At 63.6% G+C, this 24835-nt stretch carries 19 protein-coding genes; 6 read left to right on the top strand and 13 right to left on the bottom strand.

The genetic code is table 11. From position 1 onward, the window contains the following. The first annotated feature begins 55 nt into the window (after positions 1–55). The gene (locus DRB19_RS03785; protein ID WP_114184706.1) at positions 56–3565 is read left to right on the top strand and encodes a PAS domain-containing hybrid sensor histidine kinase/response regulator; all 3510 of its coding nucleotides are present in this window, start codon (positions 56–58) and stop codon (positions 3563–3565) included. A 33-nt stretch (positions 3566–3598) separates the two neighbouring features. On the opposite strand, the gene DRB19_RS03780 is transcribed toward DRB19_RS03785, so the two are convergent. The 10 genes from DRB19_RS03780 to DRB19_RS03735 all read right to left on the bottom strand — a co-directional run bounded on the left by DRB19_RS03780 (position 3599) and on the right by DRB19_RS03735 (position 13305). Further along, positions 3599–4303, bottom strand: a complete 705-nt coding sequence (locus DRB19_RS03780) for an aspartate/glutamate racemase family protein (protein WP_114184705.1) — start codon at positions 4301–4303, stop codon at positions 3599–3601. A gap of 72 nt (positions 4304–4375) precedes the next feature. Further along, a complete protein-coding gene (locus DRB19_RS03775) occupies positions 4376–4999 on the bottom strand; it encodes a 2-hydroxychromene-2-carboxylate isomerase (protein ID WP_114184704.1) in 624 nt (207 codons plus the stop codon). Positions 5000–5167: 168 nt separating this feature from the next. Further along, positions 5168–5653 (bottom strand): M10 family metallopeptidase C-terminal domain-containing protein, encoded by a 486-nt coding sequence (locus tag DRB19_RS03770; RefSeq protein WP_114184703.1) that lies wholly within the window; start codon positions 5651–5653, stop codon positions 5168–5170. Between the two features lie 9 nt (positions 5654–5662). Next, complete coding sequence (locus DRB19_RS31810; RefSeq protein WP_114184785.1) at positions 5663–5869, bottom strand: hypothetical protein; 207 nt, start codon at positions 5867–5869, stop codon at positions 5663–5665. Between the two features lie 390 nt (positions 5870–6259). Further along, positions 6260–6769 (bottom strand): DinB family protein, encoded by a 510-nt coding sequence (locus DRB19_RS03760; RefSeq protein WP_114184702.1) that lies wholly within the window; start codon positions 6767–6769, stop codon positions 6260–6262. A gap of 60 nt (positions 6770–6829) precedes the next feature. Beyond that, complete coding sequence (locus DRB19_RS03755) at positions 6830–9037, bottom strand: FAD-dependent oxidoreductase (protein WP_114184701.1); 2208 nt, start codon at positions 9035–9037, stop codon at positions 6830–6832. 122 nt (positions 9038–9159) lie between these two features. Then, complete coding sequence (locus tag DRB19_RS03750) at positions 9160–10368, bottom strand: acetyl-CoA C-acetyltransferase (RefSeq protein WP_114184700.1); 1209 nt, start codon at positions 10366–10368, stop codon at positions 9160–9162. 135 nt (positions 10369–10503) lie between these two features. Further along, positions 10504–12297, bottom strand: a complete 1794-nt coding sequence (locus DRB19_RS03745) for an acyl-CoA dehydrogenase C-terminal domain-containing protein (protein ID WP_114184699.1) — start codon at positions 12295–12297, stop codon at positions 10504–10506. Between the two features lie 164 nt (positions 12298–12461). Continuing rightward, the gene (locus DRB19_RS03740; RefSeq protein WP_114184698.1) at positions 12462–12785 is read right to left on the bottom strand and encodes a YnfA family protein; all 324 of its coding nucleotides are present in this window, start codon (positions 12783–12785) and stop codon (positions 12462–12464) included. A 97-nt stretch (positions 12786–12882) separates the two neighbouring features. After that, positions 12883–13305: a MerR family transcriptional regulator gene (locus tag DRB19_RS03735; RefSeq protein ID WP_114184697.1), complete on the bottom strand. Its 423-nt coding sequence runs from the start codon at positions 13303–13305 to the stop codon at positions 12883–12885. Between the two features lie 378 nt (positions 13306–13683). On the opposite strand from DRB19_RS03735, the gene DRB19_RS03730 reads away from it, so the two are divergent. The 4 genes from DRB19_RS03730 (at position 13684) to DRB19_RS03715 (ending at position 19716) form a co-directional block, all read left to right on the top strand. Then, a complete protein-coding gene (locus DRB19_RS03730; RefSeq protein WP_114184696.1) occupies positions 13684–16914 on the top strand; it encodes an SEL1-like repeat protein in 3231 nt (1076 codons plus the stop codon). Between the two features lie 99 nt (positions 16915–17013). Next, complete coding sequence (locus DRB19_RS03725) at positions 17014–17943, top strand: sulfite exporter TauE/SafE family protein (RefSeq protein ID WP_114184695.1); 930 nt, start codon at positions 17014–17016, stop codon at positions 17941–17943. Continuing rightward, positions 17940–18698: a TIGR02186 family protein gene (locus DRB19_RS03720; RefSeq protein ID WP_114184694.1), complete on the top strand. Its 759-nt coding sequence runs from the start codon at positions 17940–17942 to the stop codon at positions 18696–18698. The genes DRB19_RS03725 and DRB19_RS03720 overlap by 4 nt, the downstream gene beginning before the upstream one ends. Before the next feature lie 25 nt (positions 18699–18723). Then, positions 18724–19716, top strand: a complete 993-nt coding sequence (locus DRB19_RS03715; RefSeq protein ID WP_114184693.1) for a nitrilase family protein — start codon at positions 18724–18726, stop codon at positions 19714–19716. A gap of 20 nt (positions 19717–19736) precedes the next feature. Here DRB19_RS03715 and pdeM read toward each other — a convergent pair whose 3' ends face one another. Beyond that, entirely contained in the window at positions 19737–20438 is a 702-nt protein-coding gene (gene pdeM, locus DRB19_RS03710; RefSeq protein WP_114184692.1) for a ligase-associated DNA damage response endonuclease PdeM, read from the bottom strand. Continuing rightward, positions 20435–22942 (bottom strand): ligase-associated DNA damage response DEXH box helicase, encoded by a 2508-nt coding sequence (locus tag DRB19_RS03705; RefSeq protein ID WP_114184691.1) that lies wholly within the window; start codon positions 22940–22942, stop codon positions 20435–20437. The genes pdeM and DRB19_RS03705 overlap by 4 nt, the downstream gene beginning before the upstream one ends. Positions 22943–23083: 141 nt before the next feature. On the opposite strand from DRB19_RS03705, the gene DRB19_RS03700 reads away from it, so the two are divergent. Further along, complete coding sequence (locus tag DRB19_RS03700; protein ID WP_114184690.1) at positions 23084–23905, top strand: SDR family oxidoreductase; 822 nt, start codon at positions 23084–23086, stop codon at positions 23903–23905. Here the strand turns inward: DRB19_RS03700 and DRB19_RS03695 are convergent. Then, positions 23902–24831: a class I SAM-dependent DNA methyltransferase gene (locus DRB19_RS03695; RefSeq protein ID WP_114184689.1), complete on the bottom strand. Its 930-nt coding sequence runs from the start codon at positions 24829–24831 to the stop codon at positions 23902–23904. The genes DRB19_RS03700 and DRB19_RS03695 overlap by 4 nt on opposite strands. Between the last annotated feature and the right edge of the window lie 4 nt (positions 24832–24835).

Here is a 24835-nt window from a genome sequence, read left to right as displayed (position 1 = left end):
CGTTCGTCCCGTCGAACATGTAAATCTGTCCCGGTTTTTCCATGAGGATGCGCATATGGTCGCCAGTTGGGTGGTTATCCTATCGGCCCTGGTCTATCTCTGCTTCCTCTTCATGGTCGCCCATTGGGGGGACCATTCGGGGCGGCGTTTCATTCTCGGGCCGGCGCGCTCCACCGTCGCGGCCCTGTCGCTCGCGGTCTATTGCACGTCCTGGACCTTTTATGGATCGGTGGGGCTCGCCAGCCGATCCGGATTCGACTTCCTGACCATCTATATCGGACCGATCCTCGTCATCGGATTGGGACATGCGCTCATCGCCCGTGTGGTGCGGGTGGCCAAGACGCAGAACATCTCGTCGATCGCCGACTTCGTGGCCGCCCGCTACGGCAAGAGCGAACGCGTCGCGGCCATCGTGAGCGCGATCGCGCTCATCGGCTCCATTCCGTACATCGCGCTTCAGTTGAAGGCGGTCTCGTCATCCCTCAATGTTTTCCTGACCGCAGCCAATGCAAGCGTTCCGCTGCAGGTCTCGGTGTTCGGCGATCTGGCGTTCATCGTCGCCCTCGTGCTCGCGGGCTTTGCCGTGGCGTTCGGCACACGCCACACGGACGCAACCGAGCACCAGGACGGCCTGATCATGGCGATCTCGGTTGAATCGATCGTGAAGCTCGTGGCTTTCCTGATGGTCGGGTTCTACGTGACCTTCATCATGTTCGACGGCTATGGGGCTATTGTCGAGCAGCTGAACCAGCAAGGGATCAGCACCAGCCTGGTCGAGCGTACATCCGGGTTCGGCAGCTACATCACGCTTATTCTGCTTTCGAGCTGCGCCGCTCTGCTCCTGCCGCGCCAGTTTCACATGACCGTAGTGGAGAACCGGTCCATCGACGACGTGAAGCGGGCCGCATGGCTGTTTCCGCTGTATCTCATTCTCATCAACATCTTCGTCATTCCCATCGCGCTTGCGGGCCTAGCCGTTTTCCCGGAGGGCGCCGTCGACCGGGACATGACGGTGCTGGCGCTGCCGCTCTTCGATAACGCGGGTGTGCTCGCGGTCATCACGTTCCTGGGCGGCTTCTCGGCCGCGACCGCTATGGTCATCATCGACTCGGTCGCCGTGGCGATTATGATCTCGAACCATCTGGTCATGCCCATCGTCCTGCGGCGGCGGGCATTTGCAGGCATGGAGCTCGGCGGGTTCGTGCTGGGCGTCCGCCGGGTGTCGATCGTCGTGGTGATCCTTCTGGCCTATGTCTATTACCGGGCGTCCGGAGAGGCAGCGCTTGCGGCCATCGGCCTTCTGTCTTTTGCGGCGATTGCGCAGGTCGCACCTGCCTTCCTCGGCGGCCTCATCTGGTCGCGGGGCACGGCGCTCGGCGCAAGCGTCGGCCTCCTGGTGGGCTTCGCCACTTGGGCCTACACGCTGCTTCTGCCCAGCCTGATCTGGGACGGCGTCTTCTGGTCCGATCTGGTGGTCACGGGACCTTTCGGGCTGACAGCCCTCAAACCAACGGCCCTGTTCGGCGTCGACCTGCCACAACTAACCCACGGGGTCGTCTGGAGCCTGACGCTCAACATCCTGACTTATATCGGCTTCTCCCTCTGGCGACCCGCGACGGCGCTTGAGCAGCTACAGGCCAATGTTTTCGTGGGTGAACCCAGCGTCTCGACGGCTCCGAGCTTTCGCCTGTTTCGCGCAAGCGTCACGGTGGACGAGTTGCGCGCCGCTGTGGCGCGCTATCTCGGCGAGGAGCGGACGACGCGATCCTTCGAGGGCTTTGCCCATAGCCGCGGTCAGTCGCTCGAGTCCCGCGCCGAGGCTGACATCCATCTTCTGCGCTATGCCGAGCACCTCCTGGCCTCCGCGATCGGCACCGCCTCCTCGCGCCTAGCTCTCTCACTCCTCCTGCGGCGGCGCACCGTCTCCACCAAGGCGGCCCTCAAGCTGCTCGACGATGCCTCGGCAGCCATCCAGCAAAGCCGCGATCTGCTCCAGCATGCGATCAACTACGCCCGACAGGGCATCACGGTGCTCGACCGGGACCTGAGGCTGCTCGCCTGGAACCAGGCATTCGTCGATCTCTACGATCTGCCTCCGAACCTCGTGCGCGTCGGCGTGGGCATGGACAATATCGTGGCCTTCAACGCGGAACGCGGCTCCTATGGGCCGGGCGAATTCGAGGATCTGATCGCAGCTCGAATCTACTCCTTCCAGCACGACATGGAGCCGGTGCGTCTCAGGCTCCATCCGTCCGGCAAGGTGATCGAGATCCGCTCGAATCCGCTACCCGACGGCGGCATCGTCACTACATATACGGACGTCACCGACACGGTGCAGGCAGAGGAGGAGAGCCGCCGCGCGAACGAGACGCTGGAACAGCGCGTCCGCGAACGCACTGAGGAACTGACCCGTCTGAACGAAGCGCTCACGAGCGCAAAGGCGGAGGCCGACGAGGCGAATATCTCCAAGACGCGCTTCCTCGCGGCCGCCTCTCATGACATCCTCCAGCCCCTGAACGCCGCGCGTCTCTACGCGACCTCTCTAGTGGAGCGCGACCGGGAGGCCGGTGACGCGACCCTGGCCGAGAACATCGACGCCTCGCTCGATGCAGTTGAGGAAATTCTGACGGCGCTCCTCGACATCTCGCGCCTCGATACCGGCGCCATGAGGCCGCAATGGTCGAGTTTCCGCATCGATGAGCTGTTTCGTCAGCTGCAGCGCGAGTTCGATCCGGTGGCTCGGAACAAGGGGCTCAAGCTCACCTTCGTGCCCTCCTCGCTGACGGTTCGCTCCGACCGCCGTCTGCTGCGGCGTCTGCTCCAGAACCTCATTTCTAACGCAATCAAGTACACCCCGTCCGGACGTGTGCTCGTGGGAGCGCGCCGGAAAGGAACCCACCTGACGCTGGATGTGCTGGATACGGGCTTGGGCATTCCCCCGTCGAAGCAGCGCATCGTGTTCCGTGAATTCCAGCGCCTCGATCAAGGGGCGAAGGCAGCCCGCGGCCTTGGCCTTGGTCTTTCCATCGTGGAGCGCATCGGACGGGTCCTGGGCCATCCCGTGGTCCTGAAGTCCGAGGCAGGGCGCGGATCCCTTTTTCGCGTCGAAGTGCCGGTCGTCGCGGCGCTTCCGGCCACGGCGGCGGCCCCCGAAGCGCCGCGCCCTCTAATGACGCCCCTTTCCGGATTGCGCGTGCTGGTCATCGACAACGAGCCGGCCATTCTCGAAGGCATGCGGCTTCTTCTCGCCAATTGGGGCTGCGAGGTGTGGACGGCGGCGGACCTGGATGCGGCGCAGGGGATTCTCAAGACCCACAAAGTTGGGCCGGACGTCATCGTCGCTGATTACCACCTCGACGACGGCGATGGTCTCGATGTCATCAAGGCCCTGCGCTGGAAGACACAGGTCAATACGCCGGCCATTCTCGCCACCGCAGACCGCACGCCCACCGTGCGTGAGGCCGCCGCGGCCATGCATGTCCATGTTCTCAACAAGCCCGTGAAACCAGCGGCGCTCCGCGCGCTCCTGACCCAATGGCGGGCGATGCGCGCAGCGGCCGAATGAGGAGCGGCTGAAGGGCTCCGCTGGTCTAGGAAATCATCCGCCGAGGGCGCGATTGACGGCCGCGAGGGCGTGGATGGAGGTGGTATCGTAAAGCGGCACAGAGCTGTCCTCGTCCGAGACCAGGAGCATGATCTCGGTGCATCCAAGGATGACAGCCTGCGCGCCTCTTTCGACCAGGCGAGCGATGATACCCCGGTACGCCATCCTCGATGCTTCGAGAACCTGCCCCACCACAAGTTCCTTGTAGATGACGTCGTGCACGACCTGCCGGTCATCGGCTTCGGGTACAATGACGTCGAGGCCGTATTGCTCCTGCAGCCGGCCCTTATAAAAATCCTGCTCCATCGTGAATGCCGTGCCGATGAGGCCGACACGCTCCAAACCTGCCGCCTTGATCCGCTCGGCCGTCGGATCGGCGATGTGGAGCAGCGGAATGCCTGCCGCCGACGTGATTGCATCAGCCATCCGGTGCATCGTGTTGGTGCAAAGGACGATGAAGTCCGCGCCGCCCCGCTCCAGCCGGATCGCCGCATCCTTCATGGCATCAGTGAGCCTGTCCCACTCCCCCTCATGCTGAAGCCGTTCGACTTCGCCGAAATCGACGGACCACATCAAGCTGCGGGCGGAGTGCACCCCGCCAAGCCGCTTCTGCATCTCTCTGTTGATGATGCGATAGTATTCGGCCGAGCTCTCCCAGCTCATGCCGCCGATGAGACCAATCGTTGCCTGCTGGCGCATGAAGCCCCGCTCAAATCCTAAGAACCATCAGAAAGCCAACCGACCTAATCGCGGCATGAATGCCGCTGTGTCTCAGACGTCCGGCCTGTATGGCTTGCGGCCAGCCGTTAAGGCATCGTCGAGGAGCTCGAGGCGATCCTGGCCCCAGAACACCTCGCCGTCGAGCACATAGGCAGGCGAGCCGAAGACGCCGCCCGCGATCGCATTTTCCAGATTGAGCGCATAGATCGCCTCGGTGGTGCTGCCGACGGCGATGTCCATCAGGGACGTGGAATCGAGGCCGGCCTGCTCGGCCAGCTCGGTCAGAACGACAGGGTTGCCTAGGTCACGCTCCTCCTCCCAGACGGCCGCATAGGCGCGACGCAGGAACGGATCCGGGTCCTTTCCGGATGCCGCAACCGAGATGACGAACCGGTCCGCGAGATTCACGTCGAACGGCCAGTATTTCGGCTGGAGGTTGAAGGACAATCCGCGCTTTTCGCGCCAACGCTGCAGTTCGACCATCCGATAGCGCTGCCGCACCGGGTGGCGCTGGGCGAGCGGCAGTCCGCCGGTTTCGGAAAAGACGCGGCCGAGGAAGACCGGCTTGTAGTTCACCTCGGCCCCATGCCGCCGCGCGATGTCCATGAATGACGCATGGCCGATATAGGCCCAAGGGCTGACGAGGGAGAAATAGTAGTCGATGACGCGGGGCATGGATCGATTTCGCGGTTGAACAGGGGACAGGAAGGTACCGCGTCGTCCGGAATGATCAAGCCGTTCCTTTCAGCACCCCGGTCTGAGAGCGCGATAGCCTGAAACCCTAGGGCCCCAGGCTATCGCACGACTGACACACGCTTTGAGATGGGCAGGCGCCAAAGGCCGTCAGGTAATAAAGAAATCTGAATCGTACAGAGCCTTGATCCCCTTGAGGGTGAGCGTCCCTCCATTGGGCGTAAAGCTGGTAAAATCAATCGTGAAGCCTCCACGCCCCACCGTCACTGTATCATCGCGCCGATCGAGCCTGCCATCGTGATTGGTATCCAGATCGGCAAACGAATCGAGCATGCCCGGCTCCCCCTCCCCCAAGGATTGAATGTTGATCTGGTCGTGCCCGCGGCGGAAATCGGGGACCACGTCATTCCCCTGAGCGCCGAATTCCAGGTCGACGATGAACGTATCCTTGCCGGAGCCCCCGATCAGGGTGTCGTCGCCAAGGCCCTCCCGTGAAGAGACGAGCCGATCGTCGCCGCGCCCGCCCCAGAGCACGTTATTGCCCTCCTCGCCGAGAAGAAAATCGTTGCCGTTGCCGCCGAACAGCCAATCATTGCCTAGAGCATCGGACGAAAAAGCGGATCCACGACGCTCCACCTTTCTCCGCTAGGCAGGGGTAGGAACGGAGCGGGTCCGACAAATCGTCCGATGCTCTAGGCCGCCCGACAGGTTGTCATTCCCGCTGCCGCCCCACAAAAAATCGCGCCCTTCGAAACCCGACAGACGATCGTTTCCGGCGCGGCCGTAGAGTTGATCGGCTCCAGGACCGCCAGAAATCGTGTCTTCACCAGACGTACCGGACCGAGTCGCCATTTAAATCTCCTGAGTGAACCTGACGCTCCGGGGCCGCCGCCGCACGAATTCGATCCATGCCGGATCAGTCGCGGGGCCCGGAGCTGTCACGTGTGCAATGCTTCGATTGAAAGTATAGCTATGCTGATGGCCAGACGAACTCTCTGGAGCTAGCGGCGAAACCTCGACCCGGCGGCTTCATGACGTCCTCCAGTTATTGGGAGTGCAGATTTTCTGAGAACATCTGCTTTCCAGAACTGACTCAACAGCCGCTTGAATCGTGCGCCGAAGGGCGCCAATCGTCAAATACCTCTATCGAGATTTGTTGGAGTAACCCCGCATTCCCGGGGCGTGGACCTTGTCGCTTCATGCCCGCCGCCTACGGAATGGCCAGCAATTCCTTACGGGCGTTCACGCCATGCCCATTCCGGTTTCCCGCTGAAACAGGATGAGGTCGAAGGACGGGGCCTCAAGGCCTAAGCCGGTCAGAAGACAATGCGCCTGACCGCGATGATGGGTTTGGTGATTGAAGAAATGGATGAGCGTAGACGCCAATGGTTGCTCGATGGTCACAGGATTGGAAATCGTCTGATAGCGGATGTGTCCAACCAGATCGATGGCGGACAATCCTTCAACATAATCGACGATACGCGCATCCTCCCCCTCTCGCGCGCGCCGAAGGTCGGCGAGTGTCTCGAACAGGATAGCGTCGAGCCGGTTCGGCGCCTCACCTTCTCCCGTGAAGCGCCTCAACCAGATGCGATCGGTCGCGAGGAGATGGTTCAATGTGCCATGAACCGATTTGAAGAAGGCGCCCCGATCCGCATGGTAATCCGCCTCGGGGAGCCGCGCCGCGGCATCATACAGACGCCGGTTGCACCAGGCATTGTAGCCCGCCAGCATCATGAAGTGAGGTTTCATGTTGGTCCTCTGTCGTTCCAGGACGACCTACCAGGCGGCCCGGAACGACAATAGCATAACTCAAGCGGCCTTCTTGTCCTTGGCGCGTCCATAGAAGGTTTCGCCGGACGCCGCCATCTCGTGAAGAATACGCGGGGGTGCGAAGCGGTCGCCGTGCTTGGCCTGCAATTCCTTGCACAGCGCCACGAAGTTTTTGGCGCCCATGAAGTCGATGTAAGAAAGCGCCCCTCCGGTAAACGGCGCGAAACCGAAGCCGAGGATCGAGCCCACATCCGCCTCGCGGGGATCCGTGATGACACCTTCCTCCACGGTGCGCGCCGCCTCCAGGGCCTGCGTCACGAGGAGTCGGCGCTTCAACTCCTGCATGTCCAGAAACTCTGCTTCCAGGTGCTTGGGCTGGAGCGCGGTCAGTCCGGGCCACAGGCGCTTCGGCCCGGCTTCCGGATAATCATAGAAGCCCTTGCGGTTCTTGCGGCCCTGACGACCTTCCTGCTCGACCAGACGGGCAAGAAGCTGCTCCTGCTCAGGCACGATGGCGGCGTCCCCGAGCTGCGCCTTCGTGGCCTTGAGGATCTTGAGGCCGAGATCCACGCCGACCTCGTCGTTGAGGGAGAGCGGTCCAACGGGCATCCCAGCCTGCTTGCCGGCATTCTCGATCATCGCAGGCGGCACACCTTCAACGAACATAAGATGTCCCTCGAGGATGTAGGCGAGGACACAGCGATTGGCGAAAAAGCCACGGGAATCATTGACGACGATCGGCGTCTTCTTGATGGCGCGGACATAGTCGAGCGCGGTCGCGAGGGCCTTGTCGCCGGTCTCCTTGCCCATGATGACTTCCACCAGCATCATCTTCTCGACCGGTGAGAAGAAATGGATGCCTATGAACTGGACCGGATTCTTCGAGTTCTTCGCAAGGCCGGAGATCGGCAGGGTCGAGGTGTTCGACGCGAAGATGCAGTCCAGACGGATTACAGCCTCCACCTTCTGAACCACCTCGGCCTTCACCTTGGGGTCCTCGAAGACGGCTTCGATGACGAGATCGCAATCGTAGAGATCCGCGTAATCCGCCGATGCGGTGATGCGGGCGAGCAGCTCATCGCGGTCCGCCGTCTTGGCGCGGCCCTTCATGATCTGGTCCGACATCAGCTTGTGGGAATGCGCCTTGCCCTTCTCGGCCGCCTCCACGTCCCGGTCGACGAGCACCACCTCAAACCCGGCATTGGCCGTCACGTAGGCGACGCTCGCGCCCATGAAGCCTGCGCCAACGACGCCAACCTTCTTGAGCTTAGTCTGCGGCACATCCTTGGGACGGCGCGCGCCCTTGTTCAGCTCCTGCATGGAAATGAACAGCGTGCGGATCATGGCCGCTGCTTCCTTCGAGCGCAGGATCTTGGCGAACCAGCGCGACTCCACCTTAAGGGCGAGGTCCATGGGAAGCTGCAGGCCCTGATAGACGGCCTCCAGGATGGCATAGGCCGCCGGGTAGTTATCCTGCGTCTCCCGGCGGTAGATGGCGTTCGCGGCAGGCCAGATTTGCATGCCGGCGGCCGAGTAGACCTTGTTGGACGGGAGCTTGAAGCCCTTCTGGTCCCAGGATGCGACGGCCGATCCGCCCTGCTTGATCCAGTCCTTCGCGGCCTGCACGATCTGGTCGCGGGGTGCGACCGCATGGGCAAGGCCCATGTTGCGCGCCATGAGCGAGCGGATCTGCTCGCCCTTGAACAGCATCTGAAGGGCATCCCCGGTCTGCATGAGGCGCGCGACGCGCTGCGTGCCGCCGGCTCCGGGGAAGAGGCCCACCTTGATCTCCGGCAGGCCGACGCGCGTTGCATCGGCGTCCGACAGAACACGGAAATGACACGCGAGCGCGAGTTCGAACGCGCCACCGAGGCACACTCCGTGCACCGCTGCGGCAAATGGCTTGCCGCAGGTCTCCAGGCGGCGATAGAGCAACGATAGCTTGCGCGATTCCTCGTAGAAGAAGCTCATGGCCTCCTCCTCGCCCTTCTCCTTCGCGAGCTTCGCGTATTGCGCGCTCAGTCCCTGGAGCATGGTGAGGTCGGCGCCCCCCGAGAAGGCATCCTTGCCCGAAGTGATGACGCATCCCTTGATCGCCTCATCCACCGCGACCGTGTCGACAAGATGGGCGAGCTCCTCCATCACCTCGGGAGTGATAACGTTCATGGACCGATCGGGCGTGTCCCAGGTTGCGAGCGCGATGCCGTCCCCATCGACGTCGAAGCGGAAATTGGTGAAAGTGGTCATGGTGTCCTCCCGGAGGGGTTCCCGTCATCCCGACTGTCACGCAGCGAAGAGTCGGGATCGTTGTCCGATTTCTGGTTTTACGATCCCGGGTTCCGCTGCGCGGCCCCGGGATAACGATCGCCTCAAACCCGCTCGATGATCGCTGCTGTGCCCATGCCGGCCGCGACGCAAAGCGTGATCAGGGCCGTCTGTTTTCCGCTGCGCTCCAGTTCGTCCAGCACCGTGCCCAAGATCATGGCGCCGGTGGCCCCGAGTGGATGGCCCATGGCGATGGCGCCGCCATTCACGTTTACCTTCGCGGGATCGAGATCGAGCGCCTGGATGTAGCGCAGCACGACGGCCGAAAAGGCTTCGTTGATCTCGAACAGGTCGATGTCGTCCTTGGTCATGCCAGCCTTTCTAAGGGCGAGCTCGGACACATCGATAGGCCCCGTGAGCATGAGGGCGAGGTCGGAGCCGATGGATGCGAAACCCTTGATGCGCGCCCGCGGCTTCAGACCGGCCTTTTCGCCGCCCTCCTTGGAGCCGAGAAGCACGGCGGAAGCGCCATCCACGATGCCGGAGGAATTGCCTGCGTGATGGACGTGATTGACATATTCCACGTCGGGATGGGCCGCGATCGCTACCGCGTCGAACCCGCCCATCTCGCCCATCTGCACGAAAGCGGCCTTGAGCTGGCCCAGGGACTGCATGTCGGTTCCGGGCCGCATATGCTCGTCCTTGGCCAGGATGGTAAGACCATTGATATCCTTGACGGGCACGACGGAGTTCTTGAAGCGGCCGTCGTCCCAAGCCTTGGCGGCGCGCTTCTGGGACTCGACCGCGTAAGCATCCACATCGTCGCGGGAAAAACCGTACTTGGTGGCGATGAGATCCGCCGAAATGCCCTGGGGCAGGAAATAATTGGCAATGGCTATGCCCGGATCGACTGGCCATGCGCCACCTGACGCGCCCATGCCGATGCGGCTCATGGATTCGACGCCGCCACCGATCGTCAGATCCTTCATGCCGGACATGACCTGCGCGGCCGCAAGGTTGACCGCGTCAAGCCCGGAGGCGCAGAAGCGGTTGATCTGTACGCCCGGAACTTCCTTGCCGAACCCTGCCTTGAGGGCAGCCGCGCGCGCGATGTCGCCGCCCGCCTCGCCGACCGGATCGACGCAGCCGAGCACCACGTCCTCGACCAGCATCGGGTCGAGATCGTTGCGCTTGCGGACCGCGTCCAATGTCGTGACCGCGAGATCGACCGCCGGCACCTCGTGCAGCGAGCCATCCGGCTTGCCACGTCCGCGCGGTGTGCGAACGGCGTCGTAGATGTAGGCGTCAGGCATGAAAGCCTCCCAAACTATCATGTTTCATCCCGGGTCTGCGGAGCAGAACCCGGGATCGTTATCGAAAAGAGAACGCTTCACTCGTCAGGCGATCCCGGCTCTTTCGCTGACGCTTCGGCCGGGATGACGCTATCGTCAAAAGGCTTCGACAGGCATCGCCATTGTCGTGTCCGCACCGGTCGAGATGCAGGCGAGGCGCGACGCGGTTTCCGGCATCAGGCGCTCCATGAAGAAGCGGCCGGTCAGAAGCTTCGCGTCCATCTTCTCGGCGACGCCGTTGCCCTGCTGTTTCTTCGAATGTGCGACCTTGGCCATCTTGGCCCACATGTAGCCCATGGCCACGAGGCCGAAGAGGTGCATGAAGTCCGTCGCGCCTGCGCCGGCGTTGTCGGGCTTGGCCATGGCGTTCTGCATGAACCACATGGTGGCCTGCTGGAGATGGCCCAGCCCTTGCTGGAGCGGCGCAATGAAGCTCTTCAGGTTCTCGTCTCCTGCATTCTCCTGACAGAAAGCACCGACCTCGTTGAAGAACCCCATGATGGCGCGCCCGCCATCTTTTCCGAGCTTGCGACCCACGAGATCCATGGCCTGGATGCCGTTCGCTCCCTCATAGATCTGGGTGATGCGGGCGTCGCGCACGAATTGCGACATGCCCCATTCCTCGATGTAGCCGTGGCCGCCGAACATCTGCTGCGCCTTCACGGCGTTGTCGAAGCCGAGATCCGTCAGCACGCCTTTCACCACCGGCGTCATGAGACCCATGTGGTCATCCGCCGATTGCCGCTCCGCCTCATCCGAGGAGCGATGGGCGATGTCGCTTTTGAGCGCGGTCCAGACGACCAGGGCGCGGGCGGCCTCGTTAAAAGCCTTGATGGACAGGAGCGTGCGGCGCACGTCGGGATGGACGATGATCGGATCTGCCGGCTTGTCCGGGAACTTCGCCCCCGTGAGCGCCCTGCCTTGAAGGCGGTCCTTGGCGTAGGCCACGGCGTTTTGATAGGCGACCTCGGATTGCGCCAATCCCTGCACGCCCACGGCAAGACGCGCTTCGTTCATCATCACGAACATGGCGTTGAGGCCGCGGTTCTCCTGGCCGATCAGCCAGCCTTTCGCCCCATCATAGTTCATCACGCAGGTGGCGTTGCCGTGGATGCCCATCTTGTGCTCGATGGAGCCGCAGGAGACGCCGTTTCTTTCTCCAAGGGATCCATCCTCCTTGACGAGGAACTTCGGCACCACGAAGAGCGAAATGCCCTTGGTGCCGGCGGGGGCGCCCTCGATGCGTGCGAGAACCAGATGGACGATGTTCTCGGCCATGTCGTGCTCGCCGGCCGAGATGAAGATCTTGGTGCCGCTGATGGCATAGGAGCCGTCGCCGTTGGGAACGGCCTTGGTCTTGAGAAGGCCAAGATCCGTGCCGCAATGGGGCTCGGTCAGGTTCATGGTGCCGGTCCATGCCCCCTCGACCATCTTAGGCAGGTAGATGTCCTTGATGTCCTGGGACGCGTGAACGACCAGAGCCGCAATGGCCCCCTGGGTCAGCCCCGGATACATTCCGAGCGCGAGGTTGGCGGAGGAGAGGAACTCCTGCATCACCGTGTTGAGGGTTGTGGGAAGTCCTTGTCCTCCGAACTCCTCGGGAGCCGACAGGCCCATCCAGCCGCCGGCCACGAAGGCCTCATAGGCTTCCTTGAAACCTTTGGGAGTGGTGACGGAGCCGTCCGGATGGCGCTTGCAGCCCTCTTGATCGCCCGGGAGATTGAGAGGCGCAAAAACCTCCTCGCAGAGCTTTGCCCCCTCGCTCAGGATCGCCTCGACGGTGTCGGGGGTCGCATCGGCAAAGCCCGGAAGATTGTTGTGGCGTTCGATGGGAAAGACATCGTTCAAAAGGAACATCACGTCTTCGACGGGGGCTTTGTAGACCGGCATGGAACCTCCTCCAGATCGGAAACCCAGCAACCGGCTGCGAGCGACGGTACCGGTTCGGCAGATAGTTCACATATAAACTATCGGGGCGCGTTGGGGAAGAGCTAGGGCGCGAAATCTCCCGCGGAACGGCTACGGTTGGGTTTTTGTGAGTTATCCGAGGGAATTCAGGCAGGACGAGGCCCCAGCAGAATAATGCTAGCCCCGGCAAGGCAGATGACGGCGCCGATTAGGTCCCACCGGTCAGGGCGAATGCCCTCGACGGACCAGAGCCAGACAAGAGAAGCCGCGATGTAGACCCCGCCATAGGCCGCAAAGGTCCTGCCTGCGGCGCTCTCGATCCGAGCCAGCAGAAAGGTGAAAAGCAGGAGGGAAGCCGTGCCAGGTACGAGCCAGAAGGCCGAGGCTCCTCGGCGAAAATAAGCCCAGGCCGAAAAGCAGCCGGCGATCTCGGCCAAGGCTGCCATCGTATAGACGAGATACGTCCTCATGGGGACGCTTTTGCTGCGGACATGCAAGCCCGTCAACACGGGTAGCCGGCCGCAGAAGCGGTCGGGCAGCCCTAACAGTCCGGGAGAAAGTTGGTGCTTAGGCCGCTACGGCCAGACCGGCGCGGCGCGCCTTGAGCTCGGCCAGGGCCTGCTCGATCTCGGTCTTTTGTTGCTCCAGATGGGTGATCTGGTCTTCGATCTGATCAAGCGAGAGGGTCAGGTTGGCGACCCCATCGGCTACGCGGTCTTCGGCCAGCATGGCGCGGATCTCGGTCAGGGTGAAGCCGAGCTGCTTGCCCTTCAGGATCACGGAGAGGCGGTCGCGGTCGCGGGCGTCGTAGATACGAGCGGTTCCCTCGCGGCGGGGGGACAAGAGACCCCGGTCCTCGTAGAAACGGAGGGTTCTCAAGGTCACGCCGAATTCCCGAGCCAAGTCACCGATCGTGTAAGACTTCGCGTTGTCGGCAATTGCGCCGTTATCCGAGATGGCCGCGTATTTTCCAGTCGCGTCGATATTCATAGCCCTGCCCCGTCTATTCCTTTGTTCCCGAACCGGGTTCCCCAGGAACCGACGATTCAAATGTAATCAAATTATATAACATTATTTTGTCGTCGCCGCAAGAGCTTTGCAACACAGACGTGCATCCCAGCGGAATCGAGGCCTCCTCTGGGGGAGCGACGAAGAGGAAGGGGTGACGCTCGGGCACGTCCTCGAATTCGCTAACTGCCCTTGCCTTAACGGCTTTTTTACTACGTTGGCGGAAAGCTGCGCCGTCGACACCAGGGTCACGAGGCGCTTCAACTTTGATTCGCCATAGCCAGCCTCCCGTGTCGCCACGATGCGCCTGGTACGGGGCCAAGCCGTCGTTCGAGTTCCCAGTTCCCCCTGGACGCGGCCATGAGACGACATCTGCTCTCCCATCTCGAAGATCTTGATCTGGATGCACTTGAGGTGGCCGAAGCCACCGCCCGCAGGGCCGGGATGACCCTTGAGGAATGGCTCGCCGCAGCTCTGGCCGAGCATTCGGACAAGCCGGAACAGCCCCGCCGGCGGGCAGGCGAGGACGTGGAAGGCATCATCAACCGCATCATGAAATCCGCCGGTGAGCGAGCCGCCGAAACCGTGACGACCGCCCCCTCCAGGCCGGCCAAAGGCGACCACCTACCCCATGACGAGGCTTCTCGAACCGCTATCGCGCTCGAATCCATGGCGGGCTGGATCGAGCATGCCGAGGAACGGTTGAGCGAAACCGCCCGGCTTTCGGCCGATCACCAGGACCAGATGACCTCGGTCCTGTCCCAGGCCCTGTCTGCGCTCAAAGAACGCCTGGATACGGTCGAGCGCAGCGTGGTGACGGAACGGGCAACTCCTGCGCGCATCGAATTTCCGGTTCAGGACGCCATCAAGGCCCTTGCCCCGTTATCCGAGACCTTGGTGGGCCTGCGTGGCGACATGTCCCGCCTCGCGGACCGGCTGGAGCAGCCGGCCAATGCGTCCCTGGCTCCCGCCGTTGCGGCGGTGCGTTCGGATATCGAGCGGGTCAAAGCCCAAATGGAAACCCTTGCGACCCATGACGACATCGCCGCGATGGATCTTGCCATCCATCGCATCGGCAAGGAGCTGGAACAGGGCCGTTCGACCAAGGACATCCTGACTTTGGCCACGTCGACGGCGGCGATCTATCGGCAGGTCCAGACCCTGTCCGAAGATCTTGCCGAGGGGCTGCACCGGCGCATCGGCGCCGAGATCGAGCTGATCAAGGACAAGATCGAGGGAATCGCCAAAAGAGGCATCGACCCTTCCGCTATCGAATTCCTCGGCGGCCAGATCGTCGAGATGCGTCAGGAGCTCGCCCGGCGGGCGGAGCCGCAGCAAATCGAACGCCTGTCTGGCGAGGTCGGCTCCTTAAGCCGGCAGATCGCGGAGCTTCGCGACAATCAGGTCGGGCGAAGCGATTTCTCGGCGCTCAAGAGTTCCTTGGAGAATGTCTGCTCCGCGTTGGGCCGCACGGCCGCCGCCCAGGAGGCGAGCACCGTCCCCGAGCAGCTCCAGAACCTGAGCCAGCGTCTCGATGTGCTGGCAAGCAGGCCTGAGCCCGAACCCGCCAATCTCGACCCGATCGCCGGGCAGCTGGCGCTCCTGACCGAACGCATGGCCGCCATGACGGACGCGCGTTTTGAGCAAAACGACGCGCTCACATCGATGATCGAGCGCCTGTCGTCCCAGGTCCAGGCGGTCGCCGACAACGCTCCGTCCCAGGAGCCCCTACTCAAGCGCTTCGACCGGCTTGAGGACGAGTTGCGGCAGGTCGGCCAGCAGGCCGACACCTCTAATGTCGAGCTGCTGCTCAGATCGATCGGGGAAAGACTCGAACAGCAGCCGACGGGTTCTCCATCGGCGTTCGAGGCGCTTGAGAAGCGAATCGTCACCCTTGCGGACCAGCTGGCCCAGTCGCCGGCGGAGCCCCTTCGTGAGATTTTCGAGCAGGCTGCAACGCACCTGAAAAACCTTCAGGACGAAACCGCAGCCATTGCCGAGCGCGCTGCCCGAACGGCCCTCAGGGACATCCAGCCGGGCGCCCCGGCAACCGGGGATCTCGACGCCCTAAAACAGGGATTCGTGGAGCTGAAGGCGCTCCAGACCCGGTCCGACAAGAAAACCCAGCAGACCCTGCGCGCTGTCCACGACGCGCTAGAAACTCTCGTGTCCCGCCTTCCGGGCGAGAAATCCATCACCCGGCCGGTCGGCGCTGAAACGATGTCCCCCGAGGCCAACCCGTCCAACGCGCCGTCGGCGGATCGCCTTGAAGCAGCGGTACGCAGGCTCCACGCGGCGGCCTTGTCCCAAATGGAAGAGGTCTCCGCCCCGCCTGTGGAGGCTCCTTCGCGGGCGAGCCCAGGTAAGGCGCAGACGCCAGATCCGCTGCGCAATGCTGTCGGCTCCTCCTTCCCCCAGGATGCGGACCTCGGCATTGTGCGCGCGAGCTTCATCGCAGCCGCCCGGCGGGCCACCCAGACAGGAGCGCCTGATGGGAATGCCATGGCGGCCACCGAATGGCCGGACCTGCCCGAATCCTCTCACCTATCGGCAGAAGGCCCCGAAGGGGAAAGCGACGAGGCAGAAGCGCCCCTGACCACTCCGTCGCTCATAGCGCGTATTCGCCGGGGCCTCGTGTCCCGCCGCCGCCCGCTCCTGTTCAGCCTCGCAGTCCTTATCCTGGCAGCGGGAACCACCCAGATCCTGCATACCAGGCAGCCGACGCAGCCCAAGGCTTCGCCGCCGGTCGAGACGACGGCGCACCTTGCACCCAAGCAGACCGAACCTCTGCTGATTCCGGCGCCCGCAAACCCCGTCACGGCGCCGGTTCCGCAGGAGTCGCTCAACCTGTTTCAGCCCACAAGCCTAACCGCGTCCCCGTCTGTGTCCCCCAAGTTCCTGATCCCGCCCGAGACAATCGGTGAACTTCCCGCTCAGGTGACGGCGGAGCTGCGCGCGGCAGCCCTGGCGGGCGACGCGGCCGCAGTCCATGAGATCGCAAACCGGGCTGCGGAAGGAAACGGCGTTCCTCACGACCCGCCTCTGGCGGCCCGCCTTTACGAGAAGGCCGCCAAGGCGGGCTTTGCTCCCGCGCAGGAGCGTCTCGCCATGATGCACGAGAAGGGCGTGGGTCTTCCGAAAGACGCCAAGCTTGCCGTGACGTGGTACGAACGGGCGGCCCAGGGCGGAAATATTCGCGCCATGCACAACCTCGCAACGCTGCTCGCCTCCGGCGTCGGTGGAAAGCCCGACTATCAGACCGCCCTGAACTGGTATGGCGAGGCCGCCGAGGCAGGCGTCCGGGACAGCCAATTCAACCTGGGGGTCCTTTACACCAAGGGAATTGGAACTCGCCCGAACCTGACAAAAGCCTTCACATGGTTCGCTCTGGCGGCCGCCCAGGGCGACGAAGAAGCGGCCAGGAAACGGGATGAGATCTCCACCAGACTCGGGGAGGCCGATCTTGCGGCTGCAAAAGCCCTGGTCCAAGGTTGGCAGCCGCGGGCCTCGGACCCAGTGGCCAACGGCGGAGCGTCCTGGAGCTCCGGGCGGACTGCGGCCCTTGGGTCAATGGCTGGCGGCAAGAGTTGACGGCGCGGGATGCACTCAGGTTCCGTTCAGACACGGTCCTTAAAGTCGCCCCCGACGTCATAACAAGAATGTGGCTGCACCGGCCATAGGGGTACCGGGGTGCAAATTTATTTGCCTATCGCCGAAATGCCCGTGAGCGTTCTCCTGATTCTCGGGATGGGTGCTGCGGTCGGCTTCATCTCGGGCCTGTTCGGCATCGGCGGCGGCTTTCTCATGACGCCGCTCCTGATTTTCCTCGGCATTCCACCGGCTGTCGCCGTGGCCACCCAGTCGGCGCAGATCGTCGCCTCTTCCATGACCAGCGTGCTCGGAGCCCTGAGGCGTGGCGCCCTCGATCTCAAACTCGGTGGGTTCTTGGTGGCGGGCGGCTTCGTGGGCTCCGCCCTGGGCGTCTGGTTCTTTGCCGCAGCCCGCAGGGCCGGCCAGCTCGATCTCGTCATCGTCATTTCGTACGTGACGCTCTTTACCGTCGTCGGAAGCCTGATGATGAAGGAGAGCATCAGGGAGTTCCTGACCAAACGCAAAGGCGGATCCGTCCGCCTGCGCCGCCGCGCAGGAGAGCACGCGCCTTATCTGGGCCTGCCCGCGCGCGTGCGCTTCTACCGCTCCAAGCTCTATGCCAGCGTCATTCCCATCGTGGGGTTTGCCCTGTTCGTCGGGTTCGCGGGCGCGCTGCTTGGCATCGGCGGCGGCTTCATCGTGGTGCCGGCGCTCTTGTACATCTTCCGTGTTCCGACGACCGTCGTCGTGGGCACGTCGCAGTTCCAGATCGTGTGCACCACGCTGGTGGCCCTCATCCTGCATGCGGTCGCGAACCAGGCCGTCGACATCGTCCTGGCGATCCTGCTCATCGTCGGCGGCGTGTTCGGAGCCCAATTCGGGGCGCGGGCCGGGCGAAACCTGCGCGCTGAACTGTTTCGCTTCCTCCTGGCGATCCTGCTGCTCGCGGTGGGCCTGCGATTTGCCATGGAGCTCGTGGTGACGCCTGCGGAGCCCTTCTCCATCACGGTCGGCGAGACGCGCACATGAGGGCGCTGGCATGCCTCATGTTCTTTCTCGCCGTCGGCCCAGCCGCGGCCGAGACCCTGATCACGTCCCTGTCGAACAGCCGGGTGCTGATCAACTCCAACTATACCGGCACGTCCATCGCGATTTTCGGCGCCATCGGAAGGGATGCGCAGACGGTGGCCCGCGCCACCGGCTATGACGCGGTTGTCACCGTGCGCGGCCCGAGCCAGTATGTGGTGGTGCGCGAGAAGGAGAAGCTCGGACCCGTCTGGATCAACCAGGAACAGCAGAAGTTTCCGGTCGCGCCCGCCTATCTGAGCGTCCTGACGTCCCGGCCGATCGAGGAAATGACGAGCGACCAGCTTCGCCAGCGCCAGAAGGTGGGATTGCGCGCCATCATCGGCGCCCCCGACTTCACCAACACCCGCGAGGGAGCCGACAGGCCGTTCCGGGACGCCCTCTACCGTCTCAAGGCGCAGGAAGGTCTTTACGTTGAGGACCCACGCGGCGTGACCTTTCTGACGCCGGACATCTTCCGGGCGGGCATCCCGCTGCCCGCGACGGCCCCGCCCGGCAATTACGACGTTGAAGTCATGCTCTTCGCCGATACCGTGATCCTTGCCCGCACAATCACTCATTTCGAGCTGGTCAAATCCGGCTTCGAGCAGCAGGTGGGCGAGATGGCCCGGGACTGGAGCGCGTTCTATGGCTTGGCAACAGCCGCGATCGCGATCTTCTTCGGCTGGATCGCCAGCGTGACCTTCAGGCGGGACTGATCTGCCTCAGCAAAAGGATTCCACGATGACGATCAGATGCGGAACGGTCCAGTTTCACCACAGGGCGAACGACAAGGGCTACAACCTGTCAGTCGTGGAGAAATTTTGCCGGGAGGCCGCTGAGCGTCAGGTCAAGATCCTGGCGTTTCCGGAAATGTGCCTGACCGGCTATTGGCATGTCCGCAATCTCACGCGCGACCAGCTGGAAGCTCTCGCCGAGCCGGTGCCTGCCGGCCCGTCGACGCAGGCTCTGGCTAGGCTGTCGGCCCAGCATGACATGGCCATCGGGGCCGGCCTGATCGAGCGCGCGGATGACGGACGGCTCTTCAACACCTACGTGGTGTGCCTACCCGACGGCCAAGTTCATCGCCATCGCAAGCTCCACGCCTTCGAGAGCGACGACATCTCGAGCGGCGATAGCTACACGGTGTTCGACACCCCATGGGGCGTCCGGGTTGGCATTCTTATCTGCTGGGACAACAACCTGATGGAGAATGCGCGCGCCACGGCCCTTCTGGGCGCGGACATCGTCATGGCTCCGCACCAGACCGGCGGCTGCAACTCGCGCAGTCCTCAGGCGATGGGGCTGATCGACCCGGCCTTATGGGAGAACCGCCACAAGGACCCCGAGGCCATCGAGGCTGAGTTTCGAGGCCCCAAGGGGCGGGAATGGCTGCTGCGTTGGCTGCCGGCGCGAGCGCATGACAACGGCTACTTTCTCCTGTTCAGCAACGGCGTCGGGGAGGATGACGGCGAGGTCCGCACCGGCAACGCCATGATCATCGACTGCTACGGACGGATCGTGGCGGAGACCTGGAAGGCGCAGGACGCCCTGGTCGTTGCCGATCTCGACCTCGATCTCCTGTCTCTCGCCACAGGGCGACGATGGATCCGGGGACGTCGACCGGAACTCTATGATCTTCTGACTCAGCCTCAGGGTCATGAGCTTTCCCCGAGGCAGGCGCGCTTCTCGGGGGCTCCCGTCAGCCACCCGAAGAAAGCCGCCTCACCGACCTAGCCAAGGCCCGGCGCAGGAGCTCAATCCCGGCAGAGCATCGCCTTCGCGATGGCGTAGATCCGCTCCTGCCCGATCAGGTGCGCCGTGAAGCCTTTCGGGAAGAGGGGCTTGAAGGCTGCGTCGCAGGCGTTGAGCCCACCCGCGTAGGCGCCGAGCGCCGGCATGATGCAGCGTGATCCGTCCGTGAGAAAGCACCGCCGCCGGGTCGAGCGGCCGCGCATCACCACCTTGCCGACCGGGTGGAGATGACCCGCGATCTCCGTTTGCGCGCCTTCCATCGGCTCATGGCGCAGGGTGAGCGGGCCGAGAGCCATCTCCTCCACAACCTGGCCGCCGATGCTGTCCGGCAGGGTGCGATCATGGTTGCCCGTGACCCAGATCCAGTCGCGCCCCGCCTGGACCTGTGTCAGCGTTGCGCGCTCCTCGTCGCCCAGACGGTCAGGCCCGCCGATATCGTGGAAGCTGTCCCCCAGGGCGATCACCATTCGGGGATCGTAGCGAAAGACCGCGTCGGACAAAGCACTCAAGGTCTCGCGGGTGTCGTAGGGCGGCAGCATCATGCCGCGCCGGGCAAAGGACGAGCCCTTCTCGAAATGGAGGTCCGCTACCAGGAGCGTATCGTCCTCGGGCAGATACATGCCTCCCGTGAGGTCGAGGACCGCCGTGCGTCCCGACAAGTCGATTTCGCTTGTTGTCTGTTTGTTCTTGAGCAAAGCCGTCACGCCAAAGCCTCGTCGAGAAGCGCTGCTTCCGCCTCGGCCAGAATCTCGTCCGCATTGTCGCTATAGACGCGCTCGCGGCCGATCTCCAGCATGACGGACACGCTTAAGGGAGAAACCCGGTCGAGCGGTTTATGGATGATTCGCCCCCGGATGCGTTGAAGCAACATGCCGAGGCGCCTCACGTCGAGGAGTCCCGTTGCCGCATCCGCCCGCGCGGCCCGCAGCAGCACATGGTCGGGCTCGTGCTTGCGCAGCACATCGTAGACCAGATCGGTCGAGACCGTGACCTGACGGCCGGTCTTCTCCTGCCCCGGGAAACGGCGCTCGATGAGCCCTGCGATGACCGCGCATTGCCGAAATGTGCGCTTCATGAGGGCGGACTCGGCCAGCCAGTCCTCGAGATCGTCGCCCAGCATGTCTTCGGAGAAGAGATCGTCCATGAAATCCGGGTTTCGGGCCGCTCGCCCGGCAATGTCCCCTGAGGCGTAGACCGCAAGGCCATAATCGTTGGCCACGTATCCCAGCGGCTTGAGCCCAGCCCGCTCCAGGCGTCGGGTGAGGAGCATGCCCAGGGTTTGGTGCGCGGGCCGGCCCTCGAACGGAAAACACGTCAGGTAGAAGCGGTTCTGCCGGGGAAAGGTCTCGACCAGGAGATCGCGGGGCCCGGGCACCACGGAGCGGCGGCGCTGCTGCAAGAGCCACTCGGTCATCTGCGGCGGCAGCCGGTCCCACTCGAAGGAATCGGCCAAAATCTCGCGCACCCGCGCGGCCAGGAAGGTGGAGAGCGGAAACTTGCCGCCGTCATAGGCTGGGATCTTCGGCTCCGTACCGGCGGAAGTGCGGGACGCAATCGCCTCGTCCTCATGGATGCCCTCGAACCGCAGCACCTCGCCGGCGAACAGAAACGTGTCGCCGGGCGTCAGCGTCTCGGCGAAATATTCCTCGATCTCTCCCAGGATGCGCCCGCGCGGCAGCACCGCCCCGGGCTTCGCGCGTGGCTTGCTCCCCACCCGCACCTTGATCATCGTCGCTTCGATGATGGTGCCCACATTCAGGCGATACTGCTGCGCAACACGGGCGTCGCGCACACGCCAGAGACCATCCGGCCCCTTGACGATTTTGGCGAAGCGCTCATAGGCCCGCAGGGCATAGCCGCCGGTCGCCACGAACGCGACCGCGGCCTCGAAATCCTCCCATGTGAGGTTCGCGTAAGGCGCGGCCGATCGGATCTCCTCATAGAGATCCTCAAGTCGGAAGGGATCCGCGCAGGCCATGCCGAGGATGTGCTGGCACAGCACATCGAGCGCGCCGACCCGCGCGTCCGGCGTATCCTGCGCGGCCTCGTGCACCGCGTCGAGCGCAGCGCGACATTCGAGAATCTCGAAGCGGTTCGCCGGCACGAGATAGGCCTTGGACGGCTCGTCCATGCGGTGGTTTGAGCGGCCGATGCGCTGCATGATCCGCGACGCGCCCTTGGGCGCGCCCACATTCACCACGAGGTCCACGTCGCCCCAATCGATGCCGAGATCGAGGGTCGCGGTGCAGACCACCGCCTTGAGCTTTCCGGCGATCATCGCATCCTCGACCCGGCGGCGCTGCGACACGTCGAGGGAGCCGTGATGAAGCGCGATGGGAAGCCCGTCGTCGTTGAGCTTCCACATCTCCTGAAAGGTGTATTCGGCCTGCAGCCGGGTGTTGACGAAAACCAGGGTCGTCTTGTTCTGCCGGATGAGATCGTAGATCGCCGGCATAGACATGGAGGCCGTATGGCCTGCCAGGGGCAGACGCTCGTCGAGTTCCATCATGCGGATGTCGGGTTTCGCGCCTCCCTGCACCACCACGAGGTCGGCGAGGTTGCTCTCACCCTCCCCAGCTTGCGGCACCAGATAGCGCCTCAGATCATCCGGCTCCCGAACCGTCGCAGAAAGCCCGACGGCCGTGAGCTGCGGCGCGATCCTGTAAAGGCGCGCGAGATCGAGGGACAGCAGGTCCCCGCGTTTGGACGTGACCAGCGAATGCAGTTCGTCCAGCACCACGCGCCGCAAGTCCTTGAACAACTCCCCGGCCTCCCGATGGGCGAGAAGCAGGGCCAGCTGCTCCGGCGTGGTCAGCAGGATGTCCGGCGGGCGCTCGATCTGACGCGCCCGCTTGTGGGAGGGGGTGTCGCCCGTGCGGGTCTCGACGCGGATGGGAAGCTCCATCTCCCGCACAGGTGTTTCCAGATTGCGGGCCACGTCGGTGGCGAGCGCCTTCAGGGGCGAGATGTAGAGGGTGTGAAGCGAACGCTTTTCCTTAAGCTTCGAGCCGCCCCTGTCGGCCAACTCGACGAGGCTCGGCAGGAAGCCCGCCAGGGTCTTGCCGGCTCCGGTGGGCGCGACGAGCAGGACGGAACGCCCGCTTTGGGCCTTCTTGAGCAGTTGCAGCTGATGCTTGCGCGGCTCCCAGCCACGGCTTTCGAACCATTGGCGGAAGACAGGCGGGAGGGACGCGAACGCTTTCGACATGAAGCATAAACATAGGATGCTTCGGCCGGTTCGCCATTCTGCCGATGATTTCAGATGTGAAAGCCTCGCCTCTCCGGCTTGCTATCGCGACCGGGCCGTTTCAGTTTGGCCCGACGCCAATCAAACAAAGACAACAACGCCATGCCGCAGACATCCCAGTTCGAGAACGCCATCGCGGTCGTGACCGGTGGAACGCAAGGCCTCGGGGAGGCCATCGCTCGAACCCTGGCCGAACGGGGCGCGGCGGGCCTCGTGATCTGCGGCCGCAATGCGGAGCGGGGCGAGGCCGTGGCGCGGGAGATCACGGCCCAGGGCTGCCGGACGGAGTTCGTCAAGGCGGACCTCGCCGATGTGGACCAGGCCCGTCAGGTTGCCGCGCGGGCCGACAGCGTGTTCGGGCGGGTGGATGTTCTGGTCAACGCCGCCGGCATGACGGATCGCGGCACCATCTTCGACACGAGCCCGGAACTGTTCGACCGCATGTTCGCCGTGAATGTGCGAGCGCCCTTCTTCCTCATGCAGGAAGCGGCCAAGATCATGCGCCGCGAGCAGATCCAGGGCGCAATGGTCAACATCCTGTCCATGTCGGCCCATGGGGGCCAGCCCTTCATCTCGGCCTATTGCGGCTCCAAGGGAGCGCTCGCCACGCTCACCAAGAACGCAGCCTTCAGCCTGATGCCGTGGCGGATCCGGGCGAACGGTCTCAACATCGGCTGGATGAACACTCCCGGCGAAGACCGCATCATGAAGACCTACCACGGGGCGCAGGATGGCTGGCTCGACAAGGCCGCCCAGGAACAGCCCTTCGGCCGCCTGCTCGACCCCCGGGAAGTGGCCCGCAGCGTGGCTTTCCTGGCAAGCCAGGAATCGGGTCTGATGACGGGCTCGATCATCGATTTCGACCAGTCGGTCCTTGGATGCTACGAGGATGCTCCGCATCCGTCGAAGCCGGCAGCCGCTTAACGCTCCAGCACCGCGAGGTAGCCCGGAACCGGCCGCCCCTGGTCCTGCCGGGTCGAGACGTTTTCGAAAAGGACGGCCGTGAAGCCGCTTTTTGCGGCCAGATCCCGCAGATAGGCTTCGTTGTGCGCGTACCGGGCGTCCTGGCCCAGCACGAAGCCTTCTCCGTCGTGGGCCTGGACCGTGAAGGCGAACAAACCCTCGCGCCCGAGCACCCGGTGCGCCTCGCGGAAGGCTGCCTCGAGGCCTGCCATGTAGACGAACACGTCCGCCGCCAGAACAAGGTCCGCCTCGCCTGTCGCGCGTCCCGAAAGGAAAGCCACCAGCTCGCCTTCGTGGAGGGCGTCATAAAGCTTCGTCTTGCGTGCTTTCTCAAGCATGAGCGGCGAGAGATCGACGCCCTCAATGGTCTCGCACAACCCTTCGAGGGCCTGCCCCATCAGTCCCGTTCCGCAGCCGAGATCCAGCGCAAGTCCGAAGCGGTAGGGACTGATGCGCTTGGAACAGGCTCGGCGCAGGGCGTCGGCGATAAGTTCCGGCCCTCGATAGGCCAGGGTTTGAGTCAGGTGCCGGTCGAAGCTTGGCGCATATTCGTCGAAAAGAGCCCGCACGTAACCGCCTGAAATGGCCTCTTCGGGCGCCAATGCGCCCAACTTCGCCAGATCGAGCCGCACCCCGAGGGCGTCGTCTGGTTCCAACTCGAGGGCCTTGCGAAGCGCATCCACAGCCTCCTCGCGACTTCCCTGCTCCGCCGCGGCACGGCCGAGAAGCGCATGGGCAGCGGCGAAGTCGGGGGCGATTTCAAGCACCTGCCGGGCCAGATCGGCCGCCGCCTCGAAGTCTTTTTCGTCGAAGGACGCGCGGGCATATTCATAGCGGCGGTCGGCATTGAGGTCGCCGGAGGAGCGATGGGTCGAGGTCAGCGGCATGGCT

Source organism: Microvirga aerophila, assembly GCF_003332305.1.
Classification (GTDB): Bacteria; Pseudomonadota; Alphaproteobacteria; order Rhizobiales; family Beijerinckiaceae; genus Microvirga; species Microvirga aerophila.
The sequence above is the reverse complement of the archived record's forward strand: the minus strand, read 5'-3'. Positions and strand labels throughout refer to the sequence as shown.

What these genes read in the sequence shown, in the direction of transcription:
- DRB19_RS03760 (WP_114184702.1), bottom strand. Translation starts at nt 6,769, where the DNA reads ATGAAACCTCACTTCATGATGCTGGCGGGCTACAATGCCTGGTGCAAC.
- DRB19_RS03700 (WP_114184690.1), top strand. Translation starts at nt 23,084, where the DNA reads ATGCCGCAGACATCCCAGTTCGAGAACGCCATCGCGGTCGTGACCGGT.
- DRB19_RS03740 (WP_114184698.1), bottom strand. Translation starts at nt 12,785, where the DNA reads ATGAGGACGTATCTCGTCTATACGATGGCAGCCTTGGCCGAGATCGCC.
- DRB19_RS03780 (WP_114184705.1), bottom strand. Translation starts at nt 4,303, where the DNA reads ATGCGCCAGCAGGCAACGATTGGTCTCATCGGCGGCATGAGCTGGGAG.
- DRB19_RS03720 (WP_114184694.1), top strand. Translation starts at nt 17,940, where the DNA reads ATGAGGGCGCTGGCATGCCTCATGTTCTTTCTCGCCGTCGGCCCAGCC.
- DRB19_RS03695 (WP_114184689.1), bottom strand. Translation starts at nt 24,831, where the DNA reads ATGCCGCTGACCTCGACCCATCGCTCCTCCGGCGACCTCAATGCCGAC.
- DRB19_RS03705 (WP_114184691.1), bottom strand. Translation starts at nt 22,942, where the DNA reads ATGTCGAAAGCGTTCGCGTCCCTCCCGCCTGTCTTCCGCCAATGGTTC.
- DRB19_RS31810 (WP_114184785.1), bottom strand. Translation starts at nt 5,869, where the DNA reads ATGGCGACTCGGTCCGGTACGTCTGGTGAAGACACGATTTCTGGCGGT.
- DRB19_RS03735 (WP_114184697.1), bottom strand. Translation starts at nt 13,305, where the DNA reads ATGAATATCGACGCGACTGGAAAATACGCGGCCATCTCGGATAACGGC.
- DRB19_RS03730 (WP_114184696.1), top strand. Translation starts at nt 13,684, where the DNA reads ATGAGACGACATCTGCTCTCCCATCTCGAAGATCTTGATCTGGATGCA.
- DRB19_RS03775 (WP_114184704.1), bottom strand. Translation starts at nt 4,999, where the DNA reads ATGCCCCGCGTCATCGACTACTATTTCTCCCTCGTCAGCCCTTGGGCC.
- DRB19_RS03755 (WP_114184701.1), bottom strand. Translation starts at nt 9,037, where the DNA reads ATGACCACTTTCACCAATTTCCGCTTCGACGTCGATGGGGACGGCATC.
- DRB19_RS03715 (WP_114184693.1), top strand. Translation starts at nt 18,724, where the DNA reads ATGACGATCAGATGCGGAACGGTCCAGTTTCACCACAGGGCGAACGAC.
- DRB19_RS03785 (WP_114184706.1), top strand. Translation starts at nt 56, where the DNA reads ATGGTCGCCAGTTGGGTGGTTATCCTATCGGCCCTGGTCTATCTCTGC.
- DRB19_RS03750 (WP_114184700.1), bottom strand. Translation starts at nt 10,368, where the DNA reads ATGCCTGACGCCTACATCTACGACGCCGTTCGCACACCGCGCGGACGT.
- DRB19_RS03745 (WP_114184699.1), bottom strand. Translation starts at nt 12,297, where the DNA reads ATGCCGGTCTACAAAGCCCCCGTCGAAGACGTGATGTTCCTTTTGAAC.